Annotated in this window: 14 protein-coding genes; 8 read left to right on the top strand and 6 right to left on the bottom strand. The window is 72.5% G+C overall.

All coding sequences use genetic code 11. The features are described from left to right. Nucleotides 1–273 precede the first annotated feature (273 nt). From AB0C27_RS10995 to AB0C27_RS11005, 3 genes are all read left to right on the top strand, one after another. The gene (locus tag AB0C27_RS10995; protein ID WP_357841176.1) at nucleotides 274–1,458 is read left to right on the top strand and encodes a hypothetical protein; all 1,185 of its coding nucleotides are present in this window, start codon (nucleotides 274–276) and stop codon (nucleotides 1,456–1,458) included. 203 nt (nucleotides 1,459–1,661) lie between these two features. Beyond that, nucleotides 1,662–1,928, top strand: coding sequence for a type II toxin-antitoxin system prevent-host-death family antitoxin (locus tag AB0C27_RS11000; protein ID WP_357841179.1), 267 nt, complete (start codon nucleotides 1,662–1,664; stop codon nucleotides 1,926–1,928). Then, nucleotides 1,925–2,185, top strand: coding sequence for a Txe/YoeB family addiction module toxin (locus tag AB0C27_RS11005; RefSeq protein WP_357841182.1), 261 nt, complete (start codon nucleotides 1,925–1,927; stop codon nucleotides 2,183–2,185). The genes AB0C27_RS11000 and AB0C27_RS11005 overlap by 4 nt, the downstream gene beginning before the upstream one ends. 42 nt (nucleotides 2,186–2,227) lie before the next feature. Here the strand turns inward: AB0C27_RS11005 and AB0C27_RS11010 are convergent, their stop codons facing one another. Beyond that, nucleotides 2,228–3,511 carry an ATP-binding cassette domain-containing protein gene (locus AB0C27_RS11010; RefSeq protein ID WP_357841185.1) on the bottom strand — a complete coding sequence of 428 codons (1,284 nt, stop codon included), beginning with the start codon at nucleotides 3,509–3,511 and terminating at the stop codon, nucleotides 2,228–2,230. Between the two features lie 382 nt (nucleotides 3,512–3,893). Here AB0C27_RS11010 and AB0C27_RS11015 point away from each other — a divergent pair, with 382 nt between their 5' ends. Beyond that, complete coding sequence (locus tag AB0C27_RS11015; protein ID WP_357841188.1) at nucleotides 3,894–4,919, top strand: LacI family DNA-binding transcriptional regulator; 1,026 nt, start codon at nucleotides 3,894–3,896, stop codon at nucleotides 4,917–4,919. A gap of 94 nt (nucleotides 4,920–5,013) precedes the next feature. Next, a complete protein-coding gene (locus AB0C27_RS11020; protein WP_357841191.1) occupies nucleotides 5,014–5,997 on the top strand; it encodes a PfkB family carbohydrate kinase in 984 nt (327 codons plus the stop codon). Nucleotides 5,998–6,003: 6 nt separating this feature from the next. On the opposite strand, the gene AB0C27_RS11025 is transcribed toward AB0C27_RS11020, so the two are convergent. After that, nucleotides 6,004–7,215, bottom strand: a complete 1,212-nt coding sequence (locus tag AB0C27_RS11025) for an MFS transporter (RefSeq protein WP_357841194.1) — start codon at nucleotides 7,213–7,215, stop codon at nucleotides 6,004–6,006. A 164-nt stretch (nucleotides 7,216–7,379) separates the two neighbouring features. On the opposite strand from AB0C27_RS11025, the gene AB0C27_RS11030 reads away from it, so the two are divergent. The 3 genes from AB0C27_RS11030 (at nucleotide 7,380) to AB0C27_RS11040 (ending at nucleotide 10,007) form a co-directional block, all read left to right on the top strand. Beyond that, entirely contained in the window at nucleotides 7,380–8,294 is a 915-nt protein-coding gene (locus AB0C27_RS11030) for a sugar kinase (RefSeq protein WP_357841197.1), read from the top strand. 107 nt (nucleotides 8,295–8,401) lie between these two features. Further along, nucleotides 8,402–9,022 carry a bifunctional 4-hydroxy-2-oxoglutarate aldolase/2-dehydro-3-deoxy-phosphogluconate aldolase gene (locus AB0C27_RS11035; RefSeq protein ID WP_357841200.1) on the top strand — a complete coding sequence of 207 codons (621 nt, stop codon included), beginning with the start codon at nucleotides 8,402–8,404 and terminating at the stop codon, nucleotides 9,020–9,022. Between the two features lie 79 nt (nucleotides 9,023–9,101). Then, nucleotides 9,102–10,007, top strand: coding sequence for a D-isomer specific 2-hydroxyacid dehydrogenase family protein (locus tag AB0C27_RS11040; protein WP_357841203.1), 906 nt, complete (start codon nucleotides 9,102–9,104; stop codon nucleotides 10,005–10,007). Nucleotides 10,008–10,089: 82 nt separating this feature from the next. On the opposite strand, the gene AB0C27_RS11045 is transcribed toward AB0C27_RS11040, so the two are convergent. The 4 genes from AB0C27_RS11045 to AB0C27_RS11060 form a co-directional block, all read right to left on the bottom strand. Further along, entirely contained in the window at nucleotides 10,090–12,207 is a 2,118-nt protein-coding gene (locus AB0C27_RS11045; RefSeq protein ID WP_357841206.1) for a protein kinase, read from the bottom strand. Between the two features lie 148 nt (nucleotides 12,208–12,355). Continuing rightward, nucleotides 12,356–13,498: a cytochrome P450 gene (locus AB0C27_RS11050; protein ID WP_357841209.1), complete on the bottom strand. Its 1,143-nt coding sequence runs from the start codon at nucleotides 13,496–13,498 to the stop codon at nucleotides 12,356–12,358. Between the two features lie 257 nt (nucleotides 13,499–13,755). After that, nucleotides 13,756–14,529, bottom strand: coding sequence for an IclR family transcriptional regulator (locus tag AB0C27_RS11055; RefSeq protein ID WP_357841212.1), 774 nt, complete (start codon nucleotides 14,527–14,529; stop codon nucleotides 13,756–13,758). Between the two features lie 131 nt (nucleotides 14,530–14,660). After that, complete coding sequence (locus AB0C27_RS11060; protein ID WP_357841215.1) at nucleotides 14,661–15,485, bottom strand: XdhC family protein; 825 nt, start codon at nucleotides 15,483–15,485, stop codon at nucleotides 14,661–14,663. Nucleotides 15,486–15,521: the final 36 nt, after the last annotated feature.

Raw genomic sequence — 15,521 nt, forward strand, 5'->3', positions numbered from 1 at the left:
GTCGCCGGGCGCGACCCCGCTCAGCCGGCGCGCTGTCTCGTCGGGGCTCTCCCCACGTAGCGGCCGGGTAAGGGCATGCCTGTACGCCCAGCGATTGTCGGTGCCCACCCGTAGCATGAGCGTTTCAACCGAGACCACGTGTCTTCCCGTCACCACCCACAACTTACTGCCCATCATGTGCAGGTGCGTCTCATAGGCATGTCGTCGGCGCTCTTGCACCAGCGTGGTGAGCCGGGTTGTAGTCGATGGCGTGGGAGAGAGAGGCCGACGTTCATGCCCGGTGTGCTGGTGCTGATGGGGTCGGGCGAGACGAGCCCGACCATGGTCGAGATTCACCGCGCCGCGGCGCGGACCCTGCGCGCGGGGGCGCGGGCCGTGCTGCTCGACACTCCCTACGCCTTCCAGGAAAATCGCGCCGACATCTCCGCCCGCGCCTGCGGATACTTCTCCCACAGCGTCGGCCTCGACGTCGAGGTGGCTCCCGCGATCACCGGCGCCGACTGGGTGTTCTCCGGCCCCGGCAGCCCCACCTACGCCCTCGACCGATGGGCCGGCTCCGGCGTGGCCGGCGACCTGCGGGCCAGGATCCGGGCCCGCGAAGGGGTGACCGTGCTGGCCTCGGCGGCGGCCTGCACGGCGGGCCTGGCCACCGTGCCGGTCTACGAGATCTACAAGGTGGGCGCCGAGCCCCACTGGCGCGAGGGCATCGACCTGCTGGAGCCGCTGGGGCTGCAGGCCGTGCTGATCCCCCACTACGACAACGCCGAGGGCGGCACCCACGACACCCGCTACTGCTACCTGGGCGAGCGCCGGCTGTCACGCATGGAGCGCGAGCTGCCGCCCGGCACCGCCGTGCTCGGGCTCGACGAGCACACGGCGCTGGTCATCGACCTGGAGAGTGAGTCCGTACGGATCGCGGGGCGGGGCGGCCTGACCGTGCGCAGGCCCGGCACGCAGACGGTCCTGCCCACTGGCACTCGCCTCGACCTGGCCGAGCTGCGCCGCCTGGCCGAAGGCGGCTCGGGCGGTCCCGTCCCCGCCCCGCCCGAGCCGGAGACGCAGCCCGCCGAGGTGACGCTGGAGGAGTCGATCCGGTCCTGCGAAGAGCTGTTCAAGGCCGCCGCCGACCGGACCGACATGGTGGCGGCGGCGCAGGCCGTGCTCGACCTGGAGGCGGAGATGGTCAAGTGGGCCGCCGACACGGAGGAGGACTCCGGCGGGGTCGAGCAGGCCAGAGAGCTGATGCGGCTGCTGATCGCCCGCCTCGGCGAGCTCGCCTCGACCGCCGCCCAGCGCTCCCAGGCTCTCCCGTCCTTGGTGGAGCCCCTGCTCGCGCTACGGGCCGAGCTGCGCGGCCAGGGCAGCTACGACGTCGCCGACGCCCTGCGCACGGCATTGACCCGCGGCGGCGTCACCATCGAGGACACCCCTGACAGCTCCCGCTGGACGATCTCCTGATGGCCTGCGGATGACTGCGCACCTCGGCAAAGGCAGGGCAATGTGGTGTCGCCACTCTAGGTAGTTGAATTGCTACCCTTCGCCTAGGAGTGGTGCACTCCCCTTTCTTCGACCGTGCCACGTCTGCGCCGGGCGGGGGTTTGGGGGGTGCGCCGACGCCTCTCTTAAGGGAAAGGATGTACACCATCATGTACACTGGCGCTATGAAGGTGATGACCATGTCTGAATCGCGGGCCAACTATGCGGCAACTCTCGATGCCGTCATCGACGACCAGGAAGAGGTCCTCATCACGCGCCCGGGCGGGGAAGGAGTGGTCATGGTGTCTCAGCGCGAGTACGAGTCGATGCGCGAGACGCTCTACCTGATGGCTTCTCCCGAGAATCGCAGGCGGCTGTCGGAGGCGATCGCCAGCCTGGAGGCTGGCGGCGGCACCATCCGTGAACTGGCTGATGAGGACCTCGCTTCGTGAAGATCCTCTTCGCCGAGCTCGGCTGGGAAGATTACTGCTACTGGCAGCGGGAAGACCGGCGCATCCTCAAGAGGGTCAACCAGCTGATCGCCGACATAACCCGGCACGAGAACGAAGGCATCGGCAAGCCGGAACCGCTGAAGTATGAATGGTCCGGCTATTGGTCCCGGCGCATCACCTCGGAACACCGGCTCGTCTACCGCGTCACCGACGACACCATCATGATCGCCGCCTGCCGCTTTCACTACGAGAAGTAGCGTCCGTCTGGCCGAGGACGTCCCGTGCGGAGTGTGTTTCGGTCAGCGGCGCGGGGGGTCGATGCGGGCGCCGTCCGAGGTGAAGATCATGATGCGGGAGAGGTCCACCGCCACCTTGGCGGCGTCGCCGGTGCGCCAGACGGGGCGGTTGCCGAGGCGGACGATCAGGTCGGAGCGGCGGTGGATGCCGCTGTTGCCGTGCGCGCCCACCTGCTCCTGGTCCTGCGGTTCCGGCACGCGCGGCGAGAAGAGCCGCCGCATCATGCCCGACACCTTCCCCGACCCGTTCCTGGCGCCGTTGACGCGCCGGCGCGGGTCCGGCGGCTCGGGCACCGGTACGGCGGGCATCCCGCACTCCAGGTACGCCAGCCACTCGTGCCCGTGATACTCAAGAGCCCGCACCCGTCCGTAGAAGGACGGCCCCTCGTACGACTCCGGCACCGGAGCCAGCCCGTCAGGGCGCAGCCCGACCAGGACCTGCCCGCCGGTGTGCTGCGAGATCGCGTACGCCCTGGGATCGCTCCACGGCAACGTGAGACGGTGCGGGCCGAAGTCGAGCAGCACGTACTGGTTCTGTGGCGTCCTGACGCCCGCCGTCAAGAGGTTCAGCTGCTGGGAGTTGAGGAAGGCCGCCACGAACGCCGTCGCTGGATCGTTGTAAATCTGGGCCGGAGTGCCGACGTCCTGAAGAACGCCGCGGTTCAGGATCGCGATCCGGTCCGCCAGGGTCAGGGCCTCCACCTGGTCGTGCGTGACGTAGATCGTGGTGACGCCGAGCGACCTGACCAGCGAGGAGATCTCCATCCGCAGCTCGGTGCGCATGCCGGCGTCCAGGTTCGACAGCGGCTCGTCCATGAGGAAGAGCTTGGGCTGGCGCACGATCGCCCGGCCCATCGCGACCCGCTGGCGCTGGCCGCCGGAGAGCGTGCCGGGGCGGCGGTCGAGGGTCTCGTCGATGTGCAGCGCCTTGGACAGCTCGGTGACGCGCTCGCGGACCATCGACGGGTCTGACTTGGCGATCTCCAAGGGAAAGGCGATGTTCCCGCGTACGGTCCTGTGCGGGTAGAGCGCGCCGTTCTGGAACACCATCGCCACGTCACGGTCGCGCGGGGCCAGGTGGTTGGCCATCTCGCCGTCCAGCCACAGGTCGCCCTCGGTGATCTCCTCCAGCCCGGCGATCATGCGCAGCAGCGTGGACTTGCCGCATCCTGAGGGGCCGAGGAGGACGAGGAACTCGCCGTCATCGGCCCGAAGGCTCAGCCGGTCGACTGCGAGGTAGTCGCCCGGATACACCTTGGTCACTTTGTCGAGAACGACCGAGCTCATGGGCCCACACCTTGCGTGTCACCTGTGACGAGGCTGATTGAAGAGGTAGTACATCGCGGTTTAACGCTGCATGTCCACCCTGGAGATAAAGAATCTCATTCGGCAGTGTTTCGGTCAGGAGTTTTGGCGGCCCGTAACCGATATTTCCGTATTTCGAGTTAGAAAGGGCTTGCGTAAACTTGCGGAAAGAGATTTCATGTGGGGGACGTCCGGGGGAGGCACGCGGTGCGCGCAGGGGAGACGATGGCCGCTCGGAAGCCGAACCCGATGATCCACCAGGCCGGGAGTCTCTGCGCCACGACGTCGAAGGAGAGCTCGTGATCGCCTCCGATGTCCCCGTAGCAGCGGATTCGGCGGCCCGGCGGAAAGTAAAGTAAGGCCCATGAACGGTCACGCTCGTCTCGCCGACATCGCCGCCCAGGCCGGGGTGAGCGAGGCCACCGTCAGCCGGGTGCTCAACGGCAAGCCCGGAGTCTCGGCCGCCACCCGCCAATCGGTGATGACCGCGCTCGACCTGATGGGCTACGAACGCCCGCCCCGGCTGCGGCAGCGCAGCAACGGGCTGGTCGGTCTGGTCACGCCTGAGCTGGACAACCCGATCTTCCCCGCGTTCGCGCAGGCCATCGAGAAGGCGCTGACCCAGCACGGCTACACGCCGGTGCTCTGCACCCAGCTGCCCGGCGGCGCGCCTGAAGACGAGTTCACCGAGTTGCTCGTCGATCGCGGCGTCAGCGGCATCGTCTTCGTCTCCGGGCTGCACGCCGACACCACCGCGCGGATGGACCGCTACACCCGCCTCACCGACCGCGGCCTGCCGATCGTGCTGGTCGACGGCTACAGCGAGCACATCGACGCCCCCTTCATCTCGCCCGACGACCGCCTGTCCGCGCGGCTGGCCGTGCAGCACCTGGTCGACCTCGGCCACGAGCGGATCGGCATCGCGCTCGGGCCGCCCAGGTTCGTGCCGGTGATCAGGAAGATCGAGGGCTACCGGCAGGCCATGGCGCAGCTCCTCGGCGCGGACGACGTGGACGACCTGATCGCCCACTCGCTGTTCTCGGTCGAGGGCGGGCAGGCCGCCGCCGCGCAACTGCTCAGCCGCGGCTGCACCGGCATCGTGTGCGCGAGCGACCTGATGGCGCTGGGCGCTATCCGGGCGTGCCGGCAGAAGGGGCTGTCGGTGCCGGGCGAGGTGTCCGTGGTCGGGTTCGACGACTCGCCGCTGATCGCGTTCACCGATCCGCCGCTGACGACCGTGCGCAAGCCGATCGGGGCGATGGCGTCGGCGGCCGTGCAGACCCTGCTCGAAGAGGTCAACGGCGCCCCGGCCAAGCACGTCGAGCTGATCTTCCAGCCCGAACTGGTCGTCCGCGGCTCCACCGGCTCAGGCCCGCTGGTCAACCGGTGAACGGGTACCGGCGTCCTCGTCCACGGCCCGCTGGTCAACCGGCGGGCGGTCATGACGCCCTCATCGTCGGTTCCCCGGGCTCGCCGGCCGACCGGTGAGCGGCCACGACGTTCTCGTTCTCGGCGGGGCCGGGGTCGACACGACGGTCTACGTGCCCGAGTTGCCGCTTCCGTACCGCGACACCTATCAGGTGCCGCCGGTCACCGACCGGATCGGCAACACCGGCGCGGGCGTCGCGCTCGGCTGCCACGCGCTCGGGCTCGGCGTCGCCTTCGCCGACCTCATCGGCGACGACCCGCAGGGCGCGCTGATCCGCCACGCGCTGCGCGACGTCGACTGCCGCTGGGGCACCGCCGTGGCGGGCACCCGGCGCAGCGTCCTGCTCGTGGGTCCCGACGGCCGGCGCACGTCCTTCTACGACGCGAAGGCGACGCCCGGCGAGCTCATGCCCAGGCAGCTGTACGCGGACGTGCGCACCCCCCACGTCCACCTGTCGATCATGGACTTCTGCCGCCACCTCATCCCCGAGTTCGACGGCGTGCCGCTCTCCACCGACCTGCACGACTGGGACGGCGCCGCCGGCTACCAGAAGGACTTCGCCTACGGCTGCGACCTGGTCTTCCTGTCGGCCGCGGCCCTGTCCGACCCGATCGCCGTCATGCGCGACATCATCGCGCGCGGGCGCGCCCACACGGTCGTGTGCACGCGCGGAGCCGACGGCTGCCTCGTCCTGACCCGCGAGGCCGAGACCCGCGAGGCCGAGAGCCGCGCGGGAAAGGCGTGCGCCGGCGAGGGCGGGACGCGGGCCGGCGAGGGCGAGACGTATCCCCGCGAGGGCGGGACGCGCGTCGGCGAGGTGCGCGCGTTCCCGGCCGCGCCGCTGCCCGGCCCGGTGGCCGACAGCAACGGCGCGGGCGACGCGTTCGTCTCCGGGTTCCTGTACGGCAGCCTGCGCGGCGAGCCCCTGGAGCGATGCGTCCGCCTCGGAGCGATCGCGGGCGCCCACGCCTGCACGGTCACCGGCACTCACGAGTCCCCGATCACCGAGCCGCTCCTGCTCGCCAGAGCCGCCGGCTGAGCCCGTTCAGGCGTCGGCCGGGTGGCCGCTGTCCAGTTCCCGCCAGGTCCGCAGGACGAATGGTGGCACCGAGATCAGCACGTACACCACGGTGAAGGCGAACAGCGTGGTCCCGAGGCCGGTCAGTGTGGACAGCGTCCCGGCCAGCAGGCCGCCCACCGGCATGCCCGCGTACGCGGCGGCCGTCATCGCCCCGATCACCCGCGCCCTGAGCCGCACCGGGATCCGGCCGTACTGCAGGATGGCCAGGATCGGGTTGATCGCGCCCGCCGCGAACCCCGACAGGGCGGTGGCCGCCATCGCGACGGAGAACGGCACGTCCAGGGCCAGCACGAGCACGCGCGGCACCCCGGCGATCAGGAAGCACAGCCCGAACGTCAGCCGCATCGACAATCGGCTGCCGACGGCCCCGTACACGACCGTCCCCGCCACCGCCCCGGCGCCCACCGCCCCCGTGAGCAGGCCGAACGCACGGGGATCGCCGACCACGTCGCGCGCGTACAGCGCCAGCAGCACCTGCGTCACGCCGGTGTCGAGCAGGTTGACCACCACGATCATCGCGGTGGCGCTCAGCTGCAGCCGGTCCCGCCACAGGAAGGCCAGCCCCGCCCGCAGGCCGTCCAGATAGCCGCCGCGCTCCCGTTCGCGCCGGGCCACCCGCGGCACACCGCCCGCCACCAGCAGCGCGGACAGCAGGAACGTGACCCCGTCCAGGAACAGCGGCAGACTCGGCCCGAGCCAGAGGATCAGCACCCCGGCCAGCGGCGCCCCCACCATCGCCGACCCCCGGTACACCCCGTCGTAGGCGGCGGTCGCCCGCTCGATCGGCACGCCGGCCAGGGCCGCGAGGTCGGGCAGCATGGCCTTGCGCGCGGTCTCCCCGGGGGTGGAGGCCATCCAGCGCAGGAACAGCAGCACGAGGAGCAGCGGATAGCTCAGGCCGCCGGTCAGGAACAGGATCGGCAGCGCCAGCACGAGCAGGCCGCTGACCAGGTCGGACAGCACGCTCGTGACCCGGAACCCGAGCCAGTCCACCAGCGTGCCGCCGAAGGCGGCGGAGATGACGATGGGGAAGGTCATCGCGAACGCGGCCAGCCCGGTCAGGGCGGCGCTGCCGGTCGTGTCGAGGACGAACCACGGGACGGCGAGGATGGAGAGCATGTTGCCGGTGGTGGACAGGGCGTTGGCGGCCAGCAAGGTGATGAATGGACGCCTCACGAGTGATGCCCCCGCACTGTTCTCCTGGTTCAGCGTCACTCAGGGGCGGCTCGTGGTCAAGGGAACCGCCTGCGGGGCTGGTGACCGATAAGTCGTAATAAAGGTGATTTGATAGTACGGTTCACCGCCCCTGGTGGAGCAGAGACGATCGAGGAGCTCGAAGCGTGAGTGTCGTGGTGTGCGGTGAGGCGATGCTGCTGATGCTGGCCGAGCCGGGCATCCCGCTGGAACGCGCCACCACGTTCCGCCGCTCGGTCGCCGGAGCGGAGACCAACGTGGCCGCCGGCCTGGCCCGGCTGGGCCACGAGGTGCGCTGGCTCGGCCGGGTCGGCGCCGATCCGGCCGGCGCGTCCGTGCTGGCCATGCTGCGCGCCGAGGGCATCGACACCCGCCACGCCGTCACCGACGCGTCCGCGCCGACCGGGCTGCTGCTGCGTGACAGCCATCCGGCCAGGGCCATCGACGTGCAGTACTACCGCGCCGGCTCGGCCGCCTCCCGGCTGGAGCCTGAGGAGCTGACGCCGGAGACGGTGAACGGGGCGCGGCTCGTCCACGTCACCGGGATCACGCCCATGCTGTCCGATTCGGCGCACCAGGCCACGCTCCGGCTGCTCGACCTGGCCCGGGAGGCGGGCGCGGTGGTCTCGTTCGACCCGAACATCCGGCTCAAGCTGGGCACGCCCGCGCTGTGGCGCGAGCGGGTCGCGCCGCTGCTCGGCCGCGCCGACGTGGTGCTGGCCGGGGCGGACGAGCTGGAGCTGCTGCAGGTGGATCCGGCGAGCCTGGACGGGCTGGTCGTGGTCAAGCACCGCGACAAGTCGGCCATGTGCGGGGCGTTACGGCAGGAGGCGTTCCCGGTGCCCGTGACCGATCCGGTCGGCGCGGGGGACGCCTTCGCCGCCGGGTTCCTGTCCGGGCTGCTGCGGGGGATGCCGTACGAGGTGTGCCTGCGCGAGGCGGCGGCCGTGGCCGCGCTGGTGGTGCAGTGCGCCACCGACACCGACGGTCTGCCCGACCGAGCGGGGCTGGACCGCGCGCTGGCCGCTTTCACCGAGGCAGGAGAGACCGTGCACCGCTAGCCACCACCTGCTACCCGGGGAGACTGTTTACGGCTGGCCGCCACCTGCACCGGGGAGACCGTTACCGCAAGCCGCCACCTTCACCGGGGCGCGATCGAAGGGGAGTCATGTACCGCTGGGAGATCGTCGAGGCCGTCACCGCGCAGCGGGTGTTCGGGATCGTCAGGAGCGCGGGGCCGCAGGAGGCGGTCGCCGCCGCCGAGGCGGTGCTCGACGCCGGGCTGCGCGCGGTGGAGGTGGCGCTCACCACGCCCCGCGCGCTCACCGCCGTCGCGCGGCTCACCGAGCAGCGGCCCGAGGCGCTGATCGGGGCCGGCACCGTGCTCGACGCCGCCGCCGCCCGTGCCGCCGTCGAGGCGGGAGCGCGGTTCCTGGTCTCGCCCAACCTTCACCCCGAGGTGATCCGCGCGGGCCACCGCTACGGCGTGCCCGTCTTCCCCGGCGTGGCCACGCCGAGCGAGATCGTCCGGGCTCTGGAGGAGGGGGCGGACGCGGTCAAGATCTTCCCGGCGTCCGCCGTGTCGCCGTCCTGGCTGCGTGACGTACGCGCCGCGCTGCCGCAGACGCCCGCGATCCCCACCGGCGGCGTGACGATCGACAACGCGCCCGACTGGATCGCGGCCGGCGCCGTCGCCTGTGGCATGGGCTCGGCGCTGACCTCGGGCGGCGCCCAGGCGGCGGGCGAGCGCGTGACCGCCCTTCTCACCCGCCTCGCCCAGGCCCGCTGAACACCCGCGCCGGGGCCGTCGAGGTGTGCGATATATGCTCACCCGTGATCAATGAGTTACGACCGGAAGGCCGCCCTCGATGACCGTCGCCGTTCACGTCGGGCCCGAGCCCGTGCCCGCGCTCATCGACGCCGTACGCCGCGCCGGCGGGCGCGTCGTCCCCCTGGAGGAGGCCGAGGCGATCGTCTACTACGGCAGCGACGACCCGGCCGAGCTGCGCTCGATGATCCACGAGGGCATCTCCTGGGTGCAGCTGCCGCACGCGGGCGTCGAGCGCTGGGCCACCGCCGGGGTCATCACCGACGACCCCGTCTTCACCGCCGCCACCGGCTCGTACGGCCCGCAGGTCGCCGAGCACGCGCTGGCCATGATGCTGGCGGCGGCCAAGGGGCTCTACCGGTCGGCCAGGATGAAGAGCTGGGGACCGAACGAATCCACGGAGCTCGCTCGCGCGACGGTCGCGATCGTCGGCAGCGGCGGCATCGGCCAGTCGCTGATCCGGCTGCTGGAGCCGTTCGGCTGCACGGTGGTGGCGGTCAGCGACCGCGGCGAGGTGCCCGGCGCGGCCAAGGTCGTGCCGCGCGCCCGGTACCGCGAGGTGCTGCCCGAGGCCGACTACGTCGTCGTCGCCGCTCCGGCCACCCCGCAGACCGCCGGCATGTTCGGGGCGGGCGAGTTCGAGCTCATGCGCGGGGACGCGTGGCTGGTGAACGTGGCCAGAGGCAGCCTCGTCGTCACCGACGACCTCGTACGGGCGCTGCGCGCCGGTCTGATCGGCGGGGCGGCGCTGGACGTCACCGACCCCGAGCCGCTGCCGGACGGGCATCCGCTGTGGGAGCTGGACAACGTGCTCATCACGCCGCACAGCGCGAACCCGCGCCCCGCCTACTGGCGCGGCCTGACCGAACGCGTCATCTCCAACGTCCGCCGCTTCGGCACGGGCGCGCCGCTGGAGGGCGTGGTCTCCCCGAAGCAGGGCTTCTAGCCTGACCACCGCCTCCGCCGGTCAGTGGGTCCGGCGGCGTTGGGGTTCGGTGGTGCCGGCACCGTCGCCCTCGGCCGGGCGGTTATGTGCCCAGGTTGACCCTGGCTCCGGCGCTCAGCCCCGAGTCGTGCACTTCGAGGCTGGTCACCTCCAGGCCCTTCGGCAGCTCGAAGATCAGGGTGCCGGCGAACGACTGGCCCGCCTCGATGCGGATCGGCGTGATCTGCTTGCCGTCCTTGTCGAGCAGCTCGGTGCCGCCGTGCTGCGCGTCGTCCTCGTCGATCAGCTTCTGCTGGCCGGGGTAGAGCACCCTGGCCTCCTGGCCGACGTTCCTGACCTGTACGCCGACCCGGCACGTGCGCTTGGCCGCCGTCTTGGCCGGCTTGGGGCAGGTGGTGCCCGTCACGGTGAAGCGCAGCTTGCCGTCCTGCACGGGCCCGTCGTCCCCGGCGGCCGGCGAACGGAACACCCACGCCAGCACGGCCAGCACCACCACCATCAGCACGACCGCGATCACCAGGGCGGTCAGACAGCCGGCGAACAGCCCCCGTTTGCGCTTGGCGGGCGGATAGCCGGGCAACCGTCCCGAGCCGGTGGTCGAGTGGTGCGGCGGCACCTGCCCCGTCTGGTGGGGGAGCGGCACCTGCCCGGTCTGGTGCATCGGCACAGGCCCGCGCGACGACCCGGCCGTGGGCCCGGTACGTTCGGCGGGAGGCGGCTGCTGTGGCCCGCCCGGCACCCTCGGCATGGGCCCGGTGCGCTCGATGAGCGGCGGCTGGTGCGGCATCCGCGATGACCCGGGCGTCGGTCCGGTTCGCTCGGCCGGCGGGGGCTGGTGCGGCGCCCGCGATGACCCGGGCGTGGGTCCGGTGCGTTCAGCGGGTGGTTGCTGGTGGGGCATGCGCGGCGACCCCGTCGGCGATCCGGGGGTCGGTCCGGTGCGTTCGGCGGGCGACGGTTGGTGCGGCCCATGCGAAGAGCCCGGCGTCGGTCCCGTACGTTCGGCAGGCGGCGGCTGAAGGGGTGCCCGCGAAGACCCGGGTGTGGGCCCGGTGCGCTCGGCCGGCGGGGGCTGCTGCAAGCGCGCCTCGGGAGCCAGCGGCGGCTGGCCGGAGGCGGGGCCGTGGCTCGGCCCGGCATGGCCCGGTGCGCCCGGACCAGGGACGGCGTGGCCCGGGACGGCCTGGCCTGGCGCCGCGTGGCCGGGGGTGGGGCCGTGGCCTGGGGCGGCGCTGTGGGTTGGCGCGGGGCCCGGCGCGTGGCCCGGTGGCGGGCCGGGGAGTTGGCCGGTGCGGTCGGGAGGGGTCAGGGGGCCGAACTCCGACGGGTTCCACGCGCTGGTCAGATGCTTGGTCGCGGCGAGCTGGGCGGCCGGCTCGTCGGCGGCACCCACCAGTTCGAGCAGCAGCTGCTTGGCCGCCGGTCGGCGCGCCGGGTCGGGGTGGATGGCCGCGGCGACCAGCCGGTCGAGCGGCGCGGGCAGCCCCCGCAGGTCCGGTGGCGCCTGGCGGGCCCTGGCCGCCATTACGTACGCGTCGCCCTCGCCGAACGGATGCCCGCCCAGCCCCGCGTACGCGATCAGCGACCCCCACGCGAACACGTCGCCCGCCGGGCTGGTGCGCCCCTCGAAGACCTGCTCGGGAGCGATCCAGCCGGGCGTGCCCATGACCATGCCGGCGTTGGTGTGGCGGGAGTTGACGTGGGTCGAGCGGGCCAGCCCGAAGTCGATCACCCGGGGCCCGGCCAGCGTCAGCATCACGTTGGCCGGCTTGAGGTCGCGGTGCACGAGCCCGGCCGCGTGGATCGCGGTCAGCGCGGCGGCCACGCCCACGGCCGCGGCGTGCAGCACGGACGGCGACAGGGCGCCGTGCTCGATGAGGTGGTCTTCGAGCGAGATGCCGTCGATGTACTCGGTGACGAGGTAGAGGACGCCGCGGTCCTCGCCGTGGTCGAGCACGCGGGCGGTGCAGAACGAGGCCACCTTGCGCGCGTTGGACACCTCTTCGTGGAACCGCGCCCGGTAGACGGGGTCGGCGGTGTAGTCGCGCCGGATGGCCTTGAGCGCCACCCGGGCGCCGTCGGCCGCCTTGGCGAGGTAGACCACGCCCATGCCGCCGGAGCCGAGGCGGCTGATCAGCTCATAGGGGCCGATCGCCGGCGGATCTTCCGGCTGCAGAGGAGTGCCTCCCGAGCGCCCCAACGTCGCCGTCCTCTCGCCGTCGTCATCCCGTCGCAAACCGAACCGTTCCTCCCGCCGGTTCGTCCCTGTGACAACCCGAACCGTTCCGCCGCCCGGCATCCCGTTTGTACCCCAGACTCTAACGGAGGAAGAAGCCGCCCGTTGGCCACTAGCCCTGAGCAGGGTCGCGTCGCAGCGGGCGCATCGAGACGCGCAGCCGCGTGAGGTCGATCGCGTGCGGGAGCGGGCGATGCGGCGACAGCAGCCGCCCGATCGGCTTGGGGCGGGAGGTGCGCAGGATCCCGCCGAGGAAGGCCGTGCCGACGGCGAGCATCAGGCGCAGCCCGTCGCAGCCGGACATGGCCCACCACTCGTCCGCGGCGGTGCCGTCGATCCAGATCTCGGGCGCGAACGTGTTCGCGTACGGCAGGCGCGGGCTGCGCTGGTGGGCCGCGACCGGGACGAGCACGGTGGTGCCCGTCGGCAGGGTGGTGCCGTACCAGTCGGTCTCGGTCGTGGTGACCCGCGACAGCACCGGCACGGGCGGCCACAGGCGCAGCCCCTCGCGCAGGCAGGCGCGCAGGTGGTCGTGGTCGGCGCGGGCGGCCTTGCGGTGGGCCGGGTGGGCGGCGAGCAGCGCCAGGGTCTGCGTCAGGCCGGGCGCGGTCGAGCCCAGACCCATCAGCCAGTACGCGGCCTGCATGAGCCCGCGCGACTCGTTCTCCGGCGTCTCGGCGATCAGCCCGGCCAGGCTGCCCGGCTCGGCTCGGCGCAGGTGGTCGATGACGCGGGTGTCGTAGCGGCCGGAGAGGATCTCCTGGCGCCGCCTGGCCCGCCAGCGGCCGGCCCGCGTGAGGTCCTCCAGCAGCCGGGTCAGCTCCTCGTCCCTGGCCGCGCCGTCGCCGTACACGCAGCGCCTGGCCACGCGCCGCCAGCAGGCGTCGAGGCGGGCGTGGTCCACCACGCCGCCACTCAGCTCGGCCGCCTCCTGCGCGGCGATCTCGATGAAGCGCGGGCGCAGCACGTCGATGGGCAGCTCGAAGGCGTGCTGCTCCAGCACGGGGGTGTAGGCGGGGTCGTCGCGGGCCAGCACCCGCAGCACGTCCCGCTTGGACATGATGAGCAGGACCCGGCCGCGCAGGCCGCGCACCAGCACGGGCCGGCCGCCGTAGCGGGACTCCAGCGCGGCCAGCAGCGCCCGGCAGTGCAGCGGGTCGCGGCCGTGGGTCAGGTGCGCCGAGCCGGGCGGTACGAGCGTCGCGGCCAGACGCAGGTTCTCCAGCACCGTGGCTCTGGGCAGCCCCCTAGGCACGGGTGACCTCCCGCGATCCGGCCCGCGCCCGCGCATCCTGGGCTCTGCGGTCCAGGACCCGGCGGGCCTCAAGCGCCTTCTCGGTGGCCGGAGCGAGGGGGACGTTCATATGCCGATGTGATCGTCCCGGGCCCGCGTCCGCAATCGAGGGTTTCGGTCAGTGGAACACTTCCGGCCTCAAGATCTGCCGCCGTTCCGGTGGCCGGAACGGCGCCTCACGCCGAGGAAGGCGGAGGCGATGGCGCGTCGGAACGGGGTCACGCGCCGAGGAAGGCGGCGGAGATGGCCTGGGCCGCGCCGCGTACGGACATGCCCAGCTTGGCCAGCGGCGCCGCGTGGGCAGGCGCCGCCACGCCGACCGCCATGCGGATGCGCCCGCAGGGGCCGAACACCGGCGCGGCCACGCAGGCCACGCCCTCGGTGAACTCCTCCTGGCTGTAGGCGACGCCGTGCCTGCGGACCTGGGCCAGCTCGCGTTCGAGCCCGGCCAAAGTGGTGATCGTGCGGCGGGTCATCCGTTCGAACGAGCCGCGCGCCAGCACCTCCCTGCGCAGCCTCGGGTCGTAGGCCAGCAGCGCCTTGCCGGTCGCCGTGCAGTGCAGCGGCGCCCGGTCGGAGCAGTCGGAGCGCGAGCGCACCCGGTCGTGGCCGTAGAGGCGCTCGACGTAGCGGGCCTCCAGGCCCCAGGGAACGGCCAGGTTGACCGTCTGCCTGGTGGTCTCGTACAGGTAGAGCAGGTAGGGGAGCACCACCGTGCGGGTGCCGGGGACGCGGGCGCGCGTGATGCCCGCCATCGACTCCAGCAGCTCGCCCGGCAGGTACGCGTTGCCCACCCGCCGCGCCAGCTCCCGCGAGCACAGCACGCCCAGGATGCGGTGCGCCGTCGACTTGGGCAGGCCGGTGCTCCGGCACAGCTGCGACAGCGTGACCGGCCGCGAGGCCGCGCTGAGCGCGAGCAGGAGGTCGATCCCCCGCTCCAGGCTGCCCGGCTGGGACCGGACTTGGTCCGCGGCGGGGCGTAGGTCCGTCACCTGAAGTGCTTGACCGGCCGTTTCCGTCGGCATCGACATCCTTTCGGTCGCCGAGGAGCGGCAGGGAGCTTCCCGGGGCTGCGTTTTACCTTGCATGACGTACCCGGACCGTCACGCGCTGATACCACCGCTCAGCGAAGTGCGATGACCTCCGCGTACACGGAGACCGCCACCTCCCCTGGCGTTCTCGCCCCGATGTCCAGACCGGCGGGAACGTGCACCCGCTCGCCTCCCTCCACCCGCGCCAGCACCGCCGCGCCGCGCCTGCGGCTGGCGATCAGCCCGACGTACGGCACGCCGCGCGCCAGCGCCTCGCGCAGCACCGGCTCCTCGCCCACGCCGTGCGAGGCCACCAGCACGGCCGAGGTGTCGGCGGCGATCGGTCCAGCGACGGACCCGCCGGCGGACCCGGTGGTGGACTCGACGGTGTAGCCGAGCGCCGCGCCGACCGCGGCGAGAGCTCGCGCGATGGGTCCTTCGCCGTGCACCCGCACCAGTACGGGCGGCAGCACGGCCTCCAGGAAGATCTCCAGCGTGCCGCCGGACAGGCACGGCTGGCCCACCGCGACCAGGCCCTCCTCCTCGTGCGGCGCCTCGGCCTCGGGCGTGATGCGCAGCAGCGTGGAGTCGCCGGTGCGCAGCAGCCGCAGGCCCTGGGCGCGGACGGTGTCGGTGGCGCAGATCCCGCCGACGAACCCCTCGATGGTCCCGTCGGACAGCACCAGCGCGCGATCTCCCGCCTTCGCGCTCGTCGGCCGCTGCGCCCGCACGACCGTGGCCAGCACGTACGGCTCCCGCCCCGACCGCAACGAGGCCACCCTGGCCTCCAGATCCCGGGCCCGGCCGGCCCCGGTGCCCGGGGACTGAGCGGCGTGCGGGCCCGGGGAACCGGCCGCCTCCGGGCCCGGCGCCCGGCCGGAGGGGCGGGGCGCCGGCATGCCCAGGAACTCGCTCACGGCTTCTCCTCCACGGGGCCGCCGCGCGCGCGGGCC

The organism is Nonomuraea sp. NPDC048882, assembly GCF_040649755.1.
GTDB classification, from domain to species: domain Bacteria; phylum Actinomycetota; class Actinomycetes; order Streptosporangiales; family Streptosporangiaceae; genus Nonomuraea; species Nonomuraea maheshkhaliensis.